This is a genomic window from Ruegeria sp. L11 (genome assembly GCF_056531755.1).
The window spans coordinates 1-15,222 of sequence record NZ_JBQFMI010000017.1; the positions used below are offsets into that span (position 1 = coordinate 1).

Here is a 15,222-nt window from a genome sequence, read left to right on the forward strand (position 1 = left end):
CAGAGCCAATGATCCCAAACGCATGTTCAATACCATGCATCTGCAAAACCTTAACAAAGGCCTCTTCCGTCGTCATCTTCATAGGGGTGTTCTCCAAGCAAGAGTGAGAAAACCGGGCACCGGGACCCGGGGGTTGATATGGTTTTGGCGTAAGGGTGCGACCTGCGTTAGGGCCAGACGCGTCTGCGGAATATGTCCAGTGCGATCTCAGGCAGACCGGATGGCATCCGCGATCAGTTCGACGCCGGGGCCTATGCGGTTGGTCGAAATAGAAGAGTACCCGAGGCGGTAGAAATTCTGCGGCCTGTCGGGCCCCGAGAAAAACGGAGCACCCGGTTCGATATGAACACCCTGGTTCTGCAGCTTTAGCGCAAGCTGCGTTGTGTTGACGTGCTCGGGGGCCGACATCCACATTGATGAGCCACCCATTACGCCCCGCCCGGCCACTGTCAGCCCGCTTTCTTCGATGGCTTTGTCCATCGCATCGCGCCGCTCTTGCAGGGCTTTCGACATACGTCGGATCTGCGCGTCGTAATGGCCCAATGACAGAAAATACGCTGCCGTGCGCTGAATATGACCCGGAGGGTGGCGCAGGACCAACGAGCGAAGAGCACGAGCTTCGCGGATGAAAGGCTCGGATCCGACCATGTATCCAAGCCGCAATCCCGGAAACAGCGACTTGGAAAAACTGCCGACGTAAATCACGCGCCCATCCCGATCCATGGACTTGAGTGCAGGCGAAGGTGCGCTGCGAAAGGCCATTTCGAATTCATAGTCGTCCTCGACAACCATTGCATCCAGATCGCGTGCCCGATCCAGTAGTTTGTTGCGGCGGTCGATCGGCATCGTCGCGGTTGTCGGGCTTTGATGGCTGGGGGTGGTAAAGATGACATCCGCTTCGTCGGGGATCGCTTCGGGTGGCAAGCCGTCGCGATCGACGCTCAGGGGGGTCACAGCGCAGTCCCAGTGGTTCAAAAGGCTTCGCAGCGCGTAGTAGCAGGGATCTTCGATTACAGCTGTGCGTTTGTGTGTCAGCAAGATGCGTGAGGCCAGCCAAAGCGCGTTCTGCGCGCCCAGGGTGATCAAGATCTCTTCGGGGCGGGCGACGATACCACGGCGCGGCAGGGTGTGGCGCGCGATGAATTCGATTAGCAACGGATCATCCTGATCCACGTAATCCCCTGTCAGCGAATCGAAGTCTTTGTGCCCCAATGCGCGAACCGCGCATAATCTCCAGTTGGCGTGATCAAACAGGGTTCGGTCGGCCTGACCGTAGATGAACGGATAGCGGTATTCGCGCCAATTGCTGGGTTTCGGCAGGACGTCGCTGTCCAGAAAGCGGCGCGCCAATGCCCTGTCCCAGTCGACAGATTCCGTGCCGCGCTGCACGGGCGAGTATTTGGGCGGAACCGGTGCGTTTTGCGAGACGTAATATCCTGACCGGCCCTTTGCCGTCAGATAATCATTGGCCAGCAACTCGGTATAGGCAAGCGTCACCGTGATGCGGCTGACGCCCAGATGTGCGGCCAGCTTTCGCGAGGATGGCAGTTTTTCCCCCACGTGAAAGCGACCGGACAGAATGCCCTCGGCAATCATCTGCTGGATCTGGGCCTGCAACGTGCCCTGACCGTTGAGCTCAAGAAAGAATGTTTCGACCGATATCCCCATGCCTGCTTATAGGTTGGACTTAAGGCAGGGGCAATCTGGACTTACAGTGTCATGAAAAATTTTCCCAAGGTGGGTTGACCAGGGTCCTTTGTGAAACTACAAAACTAGAGATCTAGTTTAATGGAGGCAACTCATGTGGGAAACTGCTGCTGCCGGATTTTCCGCCATGGGTTCGGAAGCCCGGCTGAAAGTCCTCAAGACGCTAGTGCGGGCTGGTGAGGCCGGTCTGACCGTTGGCGAAATCCAGAACCGGACGGGGATTGCCCCGTCGACTTTGGCGCACCACCTGCGGTTTCTTGCAGCCGGAGGTGTGGTTGAGCAGGAAAAGATCGGTCGCACCACGATCAACCGGGCCTGTTATGACGAATTGAAGACGCTGGCGCAGTTCATTCTTAGCGAATGCTGCGTTGACGCGGTTGGAAAGGCGGCCAACGATGGCTGAATTGACGCAATCGCCCCGACTGACCGCCAAAGGTGCGCTTGAGATGATCAAGACACCCTGGGCATTGATCATGGTCATTTTTGTGGCGGTGGCCGTTCTCGACCCCGGCAACCTGCGTGAGGTTGCGAGTTTTGCAGTCAGGGCCTTGGCGCATACAGGACAATACATCCTGTTTGCTGTGCTTCTGTTGTCATATCTCAAGGCAACCGGGGCCGAGGTGATGGTGGCGCGCGCTTTTGAAGGGCGCGAAACCCGGATGATCTTTCTGGCCGCCCTGTTCGGCGGACTTGCACCATTTTGTTCTTGCGAAGTCATTCCCTTTATTGCGGGCTTGCTTGTACTCGGAGCGCCGCTGTCGGCCGTGATGGCGTTCTGGCTCAGCTCGCCGTTGATCGACCCGCCGACGCTTTTGATTACGGCTGCCGCGCTGGGATGGCCCTTTGCCATCGGTAAGGCGGTTGCCGCCGTTGCGCTTGGCCTGTTCGGCGGGTTCGCGGTTCGGTTACTGATGCGGCAGGGGGCATTTGCCCAGCCCTTGCGCGAATACAAACCTGCCGGGTGTTGCGGATGTGGTCCGAAAGCGGATGACAAGCCGGTCTGGAAGTTCTGGCAAGAGCCCGAGCGTCGCGTTCGGTTTCGTTCGGAATTCGTACACAACGGGCTGTTCCTGCTGAAGTGGCTGGCACTGGCCTATGTGCTCGAAGCTTTGTTGGTCAACTATGTGCCTGCGGACCTGATCGCTGGCGTCGTTGGCGGAGAAGGCGTGCTGCCGATCATCGTTGCTTCTCTGGTGGGGATGCCGGCCTATCTGAACTCTTACGTCGCGCCGCCGCTGCTGGCGGGTCTGATCGATCAGGGCATGACCGCGGGGGCTGCGATGTCGTTCATGGTTGCCGGTGCCGTCAGTTCCATACCGGCGATGGCCGCAGTCTGGTCATTGGTCAAACCGCGCGTGTTTGCGACTTACCTGAGCCTTGGTGTGGGGGGCGCAATAATCGCAGGCATCATCTTTCAGGTGGTATGAACGAAAAAGCCGCCCGGTGTCAGCATCGGGCGGCTTTTTCGTTGGATATCTCGATCAACCGGATTCGCAGAGACGGGGCAGTTTGAACCGATACCGGGCTTCGCCGCTTTTGACGTAAATGCGTTTTTCCACGCAGGCCGTCGTTCCAACGGTTTGTGAAATCTGCGACTCGGTCGACGTAATCGACGTGGCCGATCCATCGGGCAAGCGAACCGAGGCTACGACGCCGTTCTTCAGGTCCCCGTTCACCGGGGTTGCGGACAGAACCGGTACGATCAGGAAAGCCTCGTGTTCGTGTTCGCCTTCGTCCCCCAGCAGAAACAAGGTGGTGACGATGGCGATCATGACAACACCACCCGCCAGACCCAGCCCCCATGTCCTGAGAAAGGCGTAGATCGTTACGGCGCGGTGCGGGCCGAAAATCGCAGAAAGAATGCTCAGCATGACAAGTCCGTCAAAAAAGCCCCAGCCGTTCCGACCGGGGCTGATTGTCTGTTACAGACGAGGATCATCCTCGTCTTCATCATCCGCCCCGCCTTTGGGCAGGTTGAAGAAACTGTCGGCGTCGATGATAGGCTCGTCGTCTTTTTCATCCGACCGATCATCGGACAGCGAGAAGGTTTCCAGACCTTCGATCGCGGTCGGGATTTTCGGCGCAGCGTCCATTTCCAGCGACTGCTCGGTCGAAACCAGCTTGCGACGCTCGTCATCGCTCATCACGCCGCCTTCGGCCGCTTTCTTGGCAGCGGCCTTCTGCACGATCGCATCCAGTTCGGACTGTTTGCACAGGCCCAACGCAACCGGGTCGATCGGCTGCATGTTTGAGATGTTCCAGTGCGTGCGCTCGCGGATCGACTGGATGGTCGGCTTGGTGGTGCCAACCAGCTTGGCGATCTGGCCGTCGCTGAGTTCGGGGTGGAACTTGACCAGCCACAGGATCGAGTTCGGACGGTCCTGACGCTTGGACAGCGGGGTATACCGCGGGCCACGGCGCTTTTCTTCGCCGGATGCCGCCGGGTTGAACTTGAGCTTCAGCTTGTGCAGCGGGTTGTTCTGCGCGGCGTCGATCTCATCCTGAGTCAGCTGGTTGTTTGCGATCGGGTCAAAGCCCTTTACGCCTGCGGCCACATCGCCATCGGCGATGCCCTGCACTTCCAGTTCGTGCATCCCTACGAAATCCGCGATCTGCTTGAAGCTGATCGTGGTGTTGTCCACCAGCCATACGGCGGTTGCCTTGGCCATAAGCGGTTTTGCCATCAGCCCGTCTCCTATACATACATCTTTCCCGTCGCCGGAATTCGGCGGCCCCTTGGTCTTGGGGCAGGTTTCCGTTGTCGGGGAACTTGGCCCGTATATAGTCGCCACGCAGCAAGAAGGGAAGAGGCGAATGCGCTGGGTCGTATTGTGGGTCTTCAGCGCGATGACAGCGCTGGCTGAAGGTGAAAAAGCAGGTGAGTTCGACTATTACGTCCTGTCTCTCAGCTGGTCGCCCAACTGGTGCGCCCGTGAAGGGGACGCGCGCGGGTCAGACCAATGTGACGACCGGCACGACCACGGATGGATCCTGCACGGGCTCTGGCCGCAATTTCATCAGGGCTGGCCATCCTTCTGCCGCTCGCCCGAGGCGCCGCCAACACGCCGCATGACGCGGGAAATGGAAGATATTCAGGGTAGTGCGGGCCTTGCATGGCATCAGTGGAAGAAACACGGCACCTGTTCGGGGCTATCTGCGCCCGACTATTTCGCCCTGTCCCGGCGTGCCTATGACGCTGTCGAACGCCCGCAGGTCTTCCGCAAGCTGGACGCATCCGTTAAACTGCCGGCTTCGGTGGTCGAGGATGCGTTTTTGAAAGCCAATCCGGAACTGGAGCGCGATATGATCACGGTCACCTGCAAACAGGGCTATATCGAAGAGGTCCGCCTATGCCTGTCGCGCGACCTTGATCCGGTGCCATGCGGCCGCGATGTAATTCGCGACTGCACCGCCAAGGACGCGCTGTTCGATCCGATTCGCTAGAGCTTCTTGTTCTGGCAGTCCCGCGCATAGTCCAGCGCCTTGGCGGTGCCTTTCAGATCAATCGCCATCACCACCTCGCCTGCGGGATTGTAAACCGTCATCGTCTTGTTCTGGGCAATCGCGGTGACGAAATTCCGGTCGGTAAAAAACACCGTCGCACCGGGCACTTTGCGTTCATTGAACCCGATAGCGGTGGCATCAAAGCTCTTGCCGTCCAGTTCGAACCGGATGGGATAGCTCTCACCTTGCTTAATGTCGCCCCAGGCCTTGTTGTAAACGGCGAAATACCCGCGATTATCCAATGCGTCATAGCCCAGCCGCACTACCGAGAGATCCTGATACACCGTCTGGATCAGACACCCGTTCCCAAGCGCGGGGTCCATCATGATGTTCCAGCCTTCAACAAAGCCCTTGTCCACAAGGTCCTGCGACAGGCCAGCGGTTGCGGTGAAGGCGGCGAGGGTGAAGGCGAGAAGTCGGGTCACAATTGGTCTCCAGTATTGAGTAACTTGTTTGCCGCAACCCTATTTGACGTGCTGGACCAAACAAAGGGGTCATCTGCCTTAGAAATTACTAATTTTCTTTTGATCCTACCCGCTCAGATTTACATTTGCTAAAATGAAATCCAAAGCCATTTGTTCCGATCAATGCCTCTCGATACTTTGACGAGACAATACTGGATGTCAGCATTCAAAAGTCTATTTGTAGCTTGTTTCTTAACCTCTTCGGTCATTCTGGACAGGGCGGGGTTCGCTGAAGTCAGCGGCAAGTTCCAATTTGACGCCGAATCCTACTGCGAAACGCATGGGTGTAAGAAAGGCCCATCACTTTTTGATCCACCAATCTTGGATCATGAGTGGCAACCTTTTGAAAGCTCAGACCTGTTGGTTTGGGGCGCGGACGTTTGTCTCGGGTATTTTCTGACCAAAGATGAGAGCGCGTGGAATGGCGGCATGACAGAAGACAAAGTTGGCGACAAACATGGGATCTATGTAGTCCTAGGCGATTTCTTGGCGCGGATTCACATCTTCGACTGGCCTCCCATAGATGCCGCCAGCCCATATTCCGAATATGGGGTTTTTCAGTGCGAAACTACGAGCCAGCCTGAATACAAGCTGGACGCCGAGCGCAGCACAGAACTGAAAAAGTGGGTCGAGTTCAGGCTGACAAAGGAGGAAGGATGGGTCGGAAGCATCGAAAGCTTCACCGGGTACCTGAAAGGACTATTTAGGAGTGATGCTCTCGGTCTAACGATTCATTTCGAAAACTACAGTGGAGCGCGCGTCCGGTTTGAAGCGGACTATTGGGGGCCGCCGGTGCTGATTGACGAAACTGACGGGCTTTATTGATGTGCTAGTGTCTACAACCGGCTACAATTCCTTTCGCGCCCTGAGCGCCGCCGTGATCGTTCCGTCATCCAGATAATCCAACTCTCCGCCGATGGGCACGCCTTGCGCCAGTGAGGTCAGGCGCACCTGGCCTTCCAGCTGATCCGCTATGTAATGGGCGGTGGTCTGGCCGTCGACGGTGGCGTTCAGGGCAAGGATCACTTCGGTGATCCCTTCGGCCAGGACCCGATCCCTGAGGCGAGGAATGCGCAGCTCGTCCGGGCCGATACCGTCCAGTGCAGACAGTGTGCCACCCAGCACGTGATAGCGGCCTTTGAAGACCCCTGACCGTTCCATCGCCCAAAGGTCGGCGACGTCCTCGACCACGCAGAGTTCGCCGGTCGCTCGGGCCTCGCTATTGCATATGTCACAGATATCCGTGGTGCCCACATTGCCGCAATTCAGGCATTCGCGGGCGGTGACGGCCACTTGCTGCATGGCGTCTGACAGGGGCGTCAGCAGCAGAGCGCGTTTGCGGATCAGGTGCAGCACCGCGCGGCGGGCCGAGCGCGGGCCCAACCCCGGCAGTTTGGCCATCAGGTCGATCAGATTGTCGATTTCGCTGTTCGTGCCCATGGCCTGTCCTGCTTTGCGCCGGAGGGAGCCTCCGGCGGGAGTATTTGGGAAAAGATGAAGCTCAGAACGGTAGCTTGATGTCTTTGGGCAAGCCCATGCTTTCGGTCAGCTTGCCCATCTCTTCCTGTGAACGTTCGGCGGCTTTGGCCTGAGCGTCCTTGATGGCGGCCAGGATCAGGTCTTCGACCACTTCCTTGTCGTCGCCGTTGAAGATCGACGGGTCGATGTCCAGCCCCTTGAGTTCACCCTTGGCTGTGGCCGTTGCCTTGACCAGCCCTGCACCGGATTCGCCGACAACCATCATGTTGTTCAGCTCTTCCTGCATTTCGGTCATCTTGGTTTGCAGGTCTTGTGCGGATTTCATCATCTTGGCCATGTCGCCCAGTCCGCCAAGCCCGCCGAGTCCTTTCAGCATCAGTCGTCTCCTGTGTTTCTGTTTGGTTCTAAATACGGACCGCAGGCAGGTGGCACAAGAGGTCTCCCGCCTGTCCAGATCAGAGCGGCGCCGACCGATCATTTATGTGCCCGCATTCCCTCCTTCAGGTGCATCGTGAAAGGGGGTGAGTATGCCGGTTTCTTGAAACTTGGACCCGCGGGCTCAGGGGCTAGTCCTCTTCGAACGGGTCCCATTCCTCTTCGACTTCGGGAAGGGCCTCGGTCTCAACCTTGGCGGCGCGCTGTTCAGGTGTTTCGATCCGAATGATCTTTGCCTTGGGGAATTGCGTCAGCACGGCCTGAACCAGCGGGTGTTCTTCGGCCTCGGCTTTCAGGGCCAGTTCGGCCCGGTCCCGCACTTCCGCGATGGTCGCGGCATCCCCGTCCGAGACAATGGAGACGGCCCACCGATTGCCGGTCCAGCGTTGCAGGGCAGAGCCCAATCGCGACGCCAAATCCGACGGTGCCTGAGGCGTCGGGGTGAATTCGATCCGGCCGGGCTGATACGACACAAGGCGCACGCCGCTTTCCACCTCGACAAGCAGTTTCACATCGCGGTTTGTGCGGATCAGTTCCACCACATGCCCGAAGGTTGGATAGCGGGCCAGGGCCGTCTGTGCATCCTGCGACAGTGCGGCAACCGGTGCGCCACCCGCTCCGCGCGGGGGCGATGTATAAGCAGGCGGCGGGGTCGCGTTGGATTGCGTTGCCACCGGGGCCTGTCGCGACATTGACATGCCTCCGCCCGGCCCGCCGGGAGGCGGAGGCGGGGTGTCTTGCAGCCGTTTGATCAGCTCTTCGGGGCTGGGCAAATCAGCGACATGCGTCAGCCGGATAACGGCCATCTCGGCGGCCATCATCGCGTTGGGCGCCGCAGAGACTTCTTCCAGCGCCTTCAGCAGCATCTGCCACATCCGGGTCAGAACCCGCATCGGCAAAGCCTCGGCCATGTGCTGGCCCCGTGTGCGTTCGTCGGGGGAAACCGTCGGGTCTTCGGCCGCGTCAGGTGTGATCTTTACGACGGACACCCAATGCGTGATTTCGGCCAGATCGCGCAGCACGGCCAGAGGGTCCGCGCCTTCCGCATATTGCCCGCTCAGTTCAGTAAGCGCCCCTGCCGCGTCACCGCGCAGGATCATGTCCATCAGGTCCAGAACGCGACCACGATCCGCCAGACCCAGCATCGCACGGACCTGATCGGCGGTCGTCTCGCCAGCCCCGTGTGAAATTGCCTGATCCAGCAGTGAGGTCGCGTCGCGGGCCGACCCTTCTGCAGCGCGGGTGATCAGCGCCAGTGCGTCGTCGGCGATCTGCGCGCCCTCGGCCCCGGCGATCTTGCGCAGCAGACCGATCATGTCTTCGGGCTCGATCCGGCGCAGGTCAAACCGCTGACACCGCGACAGAACCGTGACCGGCACTTTGCGAATCTCGGTGGTCGCGAAGATGAACTTCACATGCGCGGGCGGTTCTTCCAACGTCTTGAGCAGCGCGTTGAATGCGCTGGTCGAGAGCATGTGAACCTCGTCGATGATGTAGATCTTGTAGCGCGCACTGGCGGCGCGATAGCGTACACTGTCGATGATCTCGCGGATATCGTTGACGCCGGTACGGCTGGCGGCATCCATTTCCATCACATCGACATGGCGGCCTTCCATGATGGCGACACAATGTTCGCACTGACCGCAGGGTTCGGTTGTGGGGCCACCGGTTCCGTCGGGTCCGATGCAGTTCATGCCCTTGGCGATGATCCGCGCCGTGGTCGTTTTACCCGTCCCGCGAATGCCGGTCATGATAAAGGCCTGCGCGATCCGGTCGGCCTCGAAAGCGTTCTTCAGGGTGCGCACCATGGCATCCTGACCCACCAGATCGGCAAAGGTTTCCGGACGGTATTTGCGGGCGAGAACCTGATAGGCGGGGCTGGGCGTGTCTGTCATGTCTTCTCGCTCGGATTCGGTGCTTCGGCACAGCGTAGTGGCGGCGGCAGTCCGCGTCCACTGTGGGGCGCGATGATTTTTTGTTTCAGGAACGGGCTGGTTTCCAACTAAACTGGACCAGCGGATTTAATGACTCATTTCTTAAAGAGTACCTTGGGGGAGGACGCACTTCATGTCGCAGTTGGTCATCTTTGCTCTGCAGGTCGGAGGCGGGACGCTTGCCCTTACTTCAATGCCCGGGCGTGGCGGGGATTACGTCGGCGATCTGGATATGATTGCGGCGTGGAAACCGGGCCTTGTGATTTCAATGACGACGGATGTTGAAATGCTTCAGGATGGCGCGCAGCACTTTGGCAGCGACATCCAAAGCCGTGCCAGCCGGTGGGTTCACCTGCCGATCGAAGATTTTGGAGCACCGACGCAGGCGGTTCAGAAGGCCTGGCCAGAGGTCAGCGCCACGGCCCGACATGCGCTGTCGGGCGGTGGCCGGGTTCTTGTGCATTGCCGTGGGGGGTGCGGCAGATCCGGGATGATTGTTCTGCGACTGATGGTTGAATGCGGTGAACGCGCCAGCGACGCACTGGACCGCCTGCGGGCCGTGCGCCCCTGCGCTGTCGAAACCGATGCGCAGCTGGCCTGGGCGTCCCGGATCACCCCGGCACAGGTGGAAGTGGGATCAAGCTGACAGCTGCTGGGGTGCGTAGCCGGTTTTCCGGGGCCGGATCGTTGAAACCTCGATCATGGCGCAAGGCGGGTTCGCGACAATGCCCGCGGGCAGCGTGCTGAATATAGGTCCGAAGATCAAATCGGCATAGGCATCAAGGTCCCGAATTGCCGTATCAGGGTGCGCCCCGCAGAAAACGCGAACGCTGTCGGATCGCGCTCGGATCGTTGCCATGCACCCTTCCGCGCAATGTGACAGCGCGCTGTTGCCTTCAAATTCGAAATCCTCGCTGGTGGCCGAAACCGCCTGCGCCATGGCTTCGGAAATCGAGCGGGCCAGTCGCGCCAAAGCCGGGCAGGTTTTCCCAGTCCGCTGGCACACAGTAGCGCTGTATTCGTGTGACTTTGTCTTCCAGATCATCCTGCGCCCTCCGCGCGTGGTGGGCTGGATATTGGGGCAGGTGGGACAGCATCTCGCTGTCAGGACCTGCCCGGACACCCCGCCCGAGTTTCGGTTTCAGTTCCGATGGCAGGTCTCCTGACTTGCGGGTCATTGCTCTGCCGACCTTCCCAGCCCATGGGCCAGTGGTATTTCGGCATTGCTTACCGCTTACAGTTGCGGGGGCAGTCGCGGACTAGGTTGATGTCTGTATGACCAGACAAACCGCACCGTGTTCCCTTTTCATCCCGACCTCTTGTGGGGGCCAGAAACCATCACACAACCGCTAGCGCCTGATCGCGTTCCGAGTCAAGCCGATCTTTAGCCGGACGTTTGGTCATGCTGGATGCGGATTATGTTCCGGCCTAGTGTCATCGGCATCGAAGGCAGGCAAACCGATTGTTTCAGCGAAAGCCGGGGATCATGTTGGATACGGAACAGACGGTGTTGATCGAAGATTTCCGCTTTCCGTCCGGGTCTGTGACCTTGTCGGCGCGGTTGCATCGGCCAGTGGGTGAGCCGGAAACCGTTGTCGTGCTGAACAGTGCCACGGGTGTGCCGCGTGACTATTATCAACACTTCGCGCGATGGCTGGCTGCCGACCGGGGGATAGCTTGCCTGACCTATGACTATCGGGACTACGGGCTTTCTTTGGTTGGCCGCCTGAAAGACGCAACTGCAACAATGGCGGATTGGGCGTTGATCGACATGCCAGCGGCACGGGCCGAAATGCGCAGGCGGTTTCCAAAGGCGCAGCAGTGGACCATCGGCCATTCCGTCGGTGCGATGCTGGGGCCGGTGCAGCCGGATATCGACCAGATCGACCGAATGATCGGTGTGTGTTCGGGACTGGTGACTTTGAAAGATCACCCATGGCCCTATCGGGGGTTGGCAGGGCTGTTCTGGTATGGCCATGCACCGCTGATGGTGCGGGCACTTGGCTATCTACCCGGCAAAGCAATCGGGTTTGGTTCGGACCTGCCCGCCTCGGTCTACTGGCAATGGCGCAAATGGTGTACAGCCCCTCTTAGCTACGTTCCCGAGATCGGGCAGAATTTGCCTGATGCGCATTGGGGCAGTTCTGGAACACCAGTGGATCTGTTCACGTTCGAAGATGACCAGATGGCTCCGCCCGAGGCGGTTTGGCGCCTTGCTGATTTGTATGGCCCCGAGGCCAGACGCCACCTTCTGAAGCCTGCTGAATTCGGACTGCCGGAAATAGGCCATATCGGAGCATTTGCCCGTCGCAATGCAGCGGTCTGGCCGCGCCTGATCGCCTGATCAGACGCGACGCAGGTTTTCCTAACACCTTGCAGTTATGGCCGTTTGCGAAGCTTCTTGTCCTGCATGACACCGCGCACCATCTTGCCGAACGCCTTGTCCCGCGCCCGCGATTGGGCAACGGTTTCCGAGTTTCGCTGATCTTCACGCCGCAGCTTGCGCCAACGGTCCAGCCGGGTCGGGTCAAGTGCGCCTTCGCCGATTGCGTTCTGCACGGCACAGCCGGGCTCGGTCTCGTGCTGACAATCCGAAAAGCGACAGCTTTGGCCAAGCTCCGTGATGTCCGAGAACACGTTGTCGATCCCGTCCTGAGCGTCCAGCAAACGCAGTGCGCGCATTCCCGGCGTATCGATCAGCCAGCCACCGTTACCCATCCGGTGCAACGCGCGCACCGTTGTCGTGTGTCTGCCCCGTGCGTCGTCTTCGCGAATTTCAGACGTGGCGAGGTTTTGATCCGTCATGGCGTTGCTGAGCGTCGTTTTACCTACGCCCGACGACCCGACCAGCGCGCCGGTCTGGCCTTTGGGGCACCATGCCAGAACCTTTTCGACATCTGCCGGGTCCAGCGCATTGACCGCCAGCACCGACAGAAAAGGGTCCAGAGATTGCACTTGTCCCGAGAAACTGCCGGGGTCATCCGACTGGTCAGCTTTCGTCAGGACAACGACCGGATAACATCCGGCCTGATGCGCCAGCGCCAGATAACGTTCCAGCCGGGGAAGGTTGAAGTCCGCATTGCACGAGCTGACGATGAACAAAACATCGACATTGGCGGCAATCAGTTGGGTTGCGGCACCTGTACCGGCAGCTCTGCGTTGCAGCAGGCTGCGCCGGTCCAAAAGGTGGCGCACGCGGTTTTCGGCGTCCGCAAGAACCCAATCCCCGACGGCATATGAACCGGTCGGATTATCCGGTGTCCGCAAAGGGATTTCACCATCCGGGCTCAGCCCGATCAGACGGTCCCGATGAACGGAGGCGACGCGAAAGGGCGTGTCGGAAGGAAAAGCCGCGTGTTGCGCGGCAAAGTGAGAGGACCATCCCAGGTCCGAAAGCGTATAAGACATTTATCTGCCTGTTTTCAGAAACAGCAATGCCAACGGATGGCAATCGCGCATCCGCAGGTCGTGTGTTCAGGCAGTCCGGTGATTCCGGTGAATCAGAACCAGTCTGCCCGAAGGGTTTTCACTACAATCATAAAGCCCTCCTGCGGCTGTGGTTCACGAAGTGAGAGGTTGGACATCGACCCAAGCGGGGCTCGTTGTGGCTGCTTCCTTCCGGACCTGACCAGGTTGGCGAGGCGCTCGCCCGCGCCAACCTCTCGAGTCCGGATATAGGGAAGGCATTGGGAAAAGACAACCCATCAGAGCGTCAGGCGAATGCGTTCAAATCCCAAGCCATCCGAGCCCAGCGACACGGGATCGAACCTGTGCAACTCATCCAGATATTTCAGGGCGCCTGGACCTGTGCGAAGAATTGTTGTCACGCCCCGTTGCGGCATCAACGAGAACGGGTAGGGCTGCGTGGCGATCGGATCGGGCGGAAGGTGCTGCGCCAGGTAATCCTGCACAAGGTCCTTGATGCTCAGCGGTGGCAGGCTGATCAGCTCAGACGTTGTCGCATGCGGAAAATGCCCGCCTCCGCTGGCGCGGTAATTGTTCAGCGCCATAACGAACATCTGCTCCGGTCGTACGGGACGGCCTGCATATGTCAGATCGCTGATCCGCTTTTTGTCGGGGCGGATTATTTTCCCCTGCGCATCGTAACGAGGCGGCCGCGTGGGATCGATCTGATAAGACAGTCCAAACACGATGTCGAAATTGTATCCGGCCCGTTCAGGGTTGATCAGCTCGGGTTCGGAACCGGGCTTTAACTGGTTGAATACGCTGGCCGACATCTCCAACCAGTCCAGCAAATGCGCGCCGCTGATCCGGATTGCACGCAACTCGTTGGGAAACACATGCAGATCCGCGACATGGCGCAAACATATTTCTCCGGCGGGTACCTCGGTATAATGGCGCGGGCCTGAGCGTCCGCCGGATTTGGCAGGCGAAACAACCGACAAAATCGGCAGATCCGCCAGGTCTGGTCCCTGCAAAAACGGGCGCAGTGCGGCGGCTTGCGCCGCAGCTACAAGGGTCAGCCCGCGATCCGGCGCACAGCAACTGAAATAGCTGTGCAATGTATCCGGGATATGTGCCACCGGTGCGGCAACGGATTGACGGGTCATACGATGTGCCACCTCACACAAGCCCGCAATTTCACTGTCTTCCCCGACGGCTGTGCCGTTGCTGATAACCGGGCGCAGTTCGACGCAGCAATCCCGGATTTGCACTTTGCCGTCCGGCCCGGCGGTCACGGCCAAATCGATAACCCCCAGGTAAGAGCCCGCTGATCCCGGCATGACAACGGGTGTTCCATGTACCAGCCCCGTCAGGTGATCGACCATCGGGGTATTGGCATGGCCCTCTCCTGGAAGTGTCAGGTGAGTATGCCCGGCCACAATGGCATCGATGCCTTTGATCGCGGCCAAGGGTATCACGGCGTTTTCCATCCCCGCCACCGGTTCGCTGCCCCCAAGGCCGGAATGAGCAAGCGCGACGATGATATCACACCCCTTGTCGCGCAATGTCTGCGTCAGGGACTTTGCCGCAACCAGGATATCCTCGACGACGATACCGCCATCCAGATTATGCGCCTCCCAACAGGCCGTTTGCGGAGGAAGAACCGAGAAGATGCCGATGCGAACGGGAATGTCTTCACCGTTCAAAGACACGGTGCGGTCCAAAACGATGTGCCGCTGCCAGGGCTGAGGTCCGCGCGTGCGATACAGGTTGCTACAAATAACTGGGCAGGGGGCTTGCGTCAGGATGTTGCCCAATGTCGCCAGCCCGAACCCGAAATCATGGTTGCCCAGCCCGATCGCGTCATAACCCAGGGCTTCGAACGCCGTCATCATCGGATGGGCAGTGCCACTTTTGGCGGCCCAATCGCCCATTGGGGTTCCCTGCAACGAATCCCCGTTGTCAAACATCAGCACCAGCGCGCGTTCGGCCTCTTGCCGGGCAGCGCGGATCAGGCTGGCGGTGCGCGTCAATCCAACCGTCTGGTCTGGCGTGTCGGTGTAGTAGTCAAAACCGGTCAGGTTCATATGCAGGTCGGTTGTGGCCAGAATGCGAATTTTCCCAATGTCACCAATGGGCTGTACCTGCGTCGAGGAGGGGATCTTCACTTTGAGTATTCTGCTATTGAATGTGGGTATTGATTAAATCCATCAAAATTCACTCTAAATGATTTTTCCGAGGCCACCATGCGGCTTTTCAGCGGCAGGGAGGTGGATTTTCTATCCCTGAATAGC

16 protein-coding genes, 1 other RNA gene and 1 riboswitch are annotated in these 15,222 nt (G+C 59.1%); of the genes, 6 read left to right on the plus strand and 11 right to left on the minus strand.

Annotated features, from left to right (window positions below; genetic code table 11):
- Positions 1–207: 207 nt before the first annotated feature.
- Positions 208–1,668 carry a MocR-like pyridoxine biosynthesis transcription factor PdxR gene (pdxR, locus tag ACR0CE_RS17685; RefSeq protein WP_267363605.1) on the minus strand — a complete coding sequence of 487 codons (1,461 nt, stop codon included), beginning with the start codon at positions 1,666–1,668 and terminating at the stop codon, positions 208–210.
- 133 nt (positions 1,669–1,801) lie between these two features.
- Here pdxR and ACR0CE_RS17690 point away from each other — a divergent pair, with 133 nt between their 5' ends.
- Positions 1,802–2,110 carry an ArsR/SmtB family transcription factor gene (locus ACR0CE_RS17690; RefSeq protein WP_480833355.1) on the plus strand — a complete coding sequence of 103 codons (309 nt, stop codon included), beginning with the start codon at positions 1,802–1,804 and terminating at the stop codon, positions 2,108–2,110.
- Positions 2,103–3,134: a permease gene (locus ACR0CE_RS17695; RefSeq protein ID WP_480833356.1), complete on the plus strand. Its 1,032-nt coding sequence runs from the start codon at positions 2,103–2,105 to the stop codon at positions 3,132–3,134. Before ACR0CE_RS17690 ends, ACR0CE_RS17695 begins: the two co-directional genes overlap by 8 nt.
- Positions 3,135–3,188: 54 nt before the next feature.
- On the opposite strand, the gene ACR0CE_RS17700 is transcribed toward ACR0CE_RS17695, so the two are convergent.
- Positions 3,189–3,578, minus strand: coding sequence for a hypothetical protein (locus ACR0CE_RS17700; RefSeq protein WP_267363610.1), 390 nt, complete (start codon positions 3,576–3,578; stop codon positions 3,189–3,191).
- A 51-nt stretch (positions 3,579–3,629) separates the two neighbouring features.
- Positions 3,630–4,391, minus strand: coding sequence for a DUF1013 domain-containing protein (locus ACR0CE_RS17705; protein ID WP_480484669.1), 762 nt, complete (start codon positions 4,389–4,391; stop codon positions 3,630–3,632).
- A gap of 130 nt (positions 4,392–4,521) precedes the next feature.
- On the opposite strand from ACR0CE_RS17705, the gene ACR0CE_RS17710 reads away from it, so the two are divergent.
- Positions 4,522–5,151, plus strand: a complete 630-nt coding sequence (locus ACR0CE_RS17710; RefSeq protein ID WP_480488860.1) for a ribonuclease T2 family protein — start codon at positions 4,522–4,524, stop codon at positions 5,149–5,151.
- On the opposite strand, the gene ACR0CE_RS17715 is transcribed toward ACR0CE_RS17710, so the two are convergent.
- Positions 5,148–5,636, minus strand: coding sequence for a hypothetical protein (locus tag ACR0CE_RS17715; RefSeq protein WP_480538867.1), 489 nt, complete (start codon positions 5,634–5,636; stop codon positions 5,148–5,150). The two genes, ACR0CE_RS17710 and ACR0CE_RS17715, sit on opposite strands and share 4 nt — an antisense overlap.
- 195 nt (positions 5,637–5,831) lie before the next feature.
- Here ACR0CE_RS17715 and ACR0CE_RS17720 point away from each other — a divergent pair, with 195 nt between their 5' ends.
- Positions 5,832–6,500, plus strand: coding sequence for a hypothetical protein (locus ACR0CE_RS17720; RefSeq protein WP_480833357.1), 669 nt, complete (start codon positions 5,832–5,834; stop codon positions 6,498–6,500).
- A 21-nt stretch (positions 6,501–6,521) separates the two neighbouring features.
- On the opposite strand, the gene recR is transcribed toward ACR0CE_RS17720, so the two are convergent.
- The 3 genes from recR to ACR0CE_RS17735 all read right to left on the minus strand — a co-directional run bounded on the left by recR (position 6,522) and on the right by ACR0CE_RS17735 (position 9,484).
- Positions 6,522–7,115, minus strand: coding sequence for a recombination mediator RecR (gene recR / locus ACR0CE_RS17725; RefSeq protein WP_480538862.1), 594 nt, complete (start codon positions 7,113–7,115; stop codon positions 6,522–6,524).
- 61 nt (positions 7,116–7,176) lie between these two features.
- Complete coding sequence (locus tag ACR0CE_RS17730; protein ID WP_209507712.1) at positions 7,177–7,530, minus strand: YbaB/EbfC family nucleoid-associated protein; 354 nt, start codon at positions 7,528–7,530, stop codon at positions 7,177–7,179.
- A 190-nt stretch (positions 7,531–7,720) separates the two neighbouring features.
- A complete protein-coding gene (locus ACR0CE_RS17735) occupies positions 7,721–9,484 on the minus strand; it encodes a DNA polymerase III subunit gamma/tau (protein ID WP_480833358.1) in 1,764 nt (587 codons plus the stop codon).
- Between the two features lie 172 nt (positions 9,485–9,656).
- Here ACR0CE_RS17735 and ACR0CE_RS17740 point away from each other — a divergent pair, with 172 nt between their 5' ends.
- Positions 9,657–10,169 (plus strand): protein-tyrosine phosphatase family protein, encoded by a 513-nt coding sequence (locus tag ACR0CE_RS17740; protein WP_480488864.1) that lies wholly within the window; start codon positions 9,657–9,659, stop codon positions 10,167–10,169.
- Here the strand turns inward: ACR0CE_RS17740 and ACR0CE_RS17745 are convergent.
- On the minus strand, positions 10,161–10,568 hold the full coding sequence (locus tag ACR0CE_RS17745; RefSeq protein ID WP_480833359.1) for a hypothetical protein: 408 nt from the start codon (positions 10,566–10,568) through the stop codon (positions 10,161–10,163). The two genes, ACR0CE_RS17740 and ACR0CE_RS17745, sit on opposite strands and share 9 nt — an antisense overlap.
- 90 nt (positions 10,569–10,658) lie before the next feature.
- A riboswitch (cobalamin riboswitch) is annotated at positions 10,659–10,877 on the minus strand.
- A 132-nt stretch (positions 10,878–11,009) separates the two neighbouring features.
- Between ACR0CE_RS17745 and ACR0CE_RS17750 the strand changes: the two genes are divergently transcribed.
- Positions 11,010–11,867 carry an alpha/beta hydrolase family protein gene (locus ACR0CE_RS17750; protein ID WP_480833360.1) on the plus strand — a complete coding sequence of 286 codons (858 nt, stop codon included), beginning with the start codon at positions 11,010–11,012 and terminating at the stop codon, positions 11,865–11,867.
- 35 nt (positions 11,868–11,902) lie between these two features.
- Here the strand turns inward: ACR0CE_RS17750 and rsgA are convergent, their stop codons facing one another.
- From rsgA to ACR0CE_RS17765, 3 genes are all read right to left on the minus strand, one after another.
- Positions 11,903–12,931, minus strand: a complete 1,029-nt coding sequence (gene rsgA / locus ACR0CE_RS17755; protein ID WP_480774312.1) for a ribosome small subunit-dependent GTPase A — start codon at positions 12,929–12,931, stop codon at positions 11,903–11,905.
- A 158-nt stretch (positions 12,932–13,089) separates the two neighbouring features.
- Positions 13,090–13,188, minus strand: an RNA gene (gene ffs / locus ACR0CE_RS17760) — signal recognition particle sRNA small type.
- 39 nt (positions 13,189–13,227) lie between these two features.
- Entirely contained in the window at positions 13,228–15,096 is a 1,869-nt protein-coding gene (locus ACR0CE_RS17765) for a bifunctional 2',3'-cyclic-nucleotide 2'-phosphodiesterase/3'-nucleotidase (RefSeq protein WP_480833361.1), read from the minus strand.
- Positions 15,097–15,222: the final 126 nt, after the last annotated feature.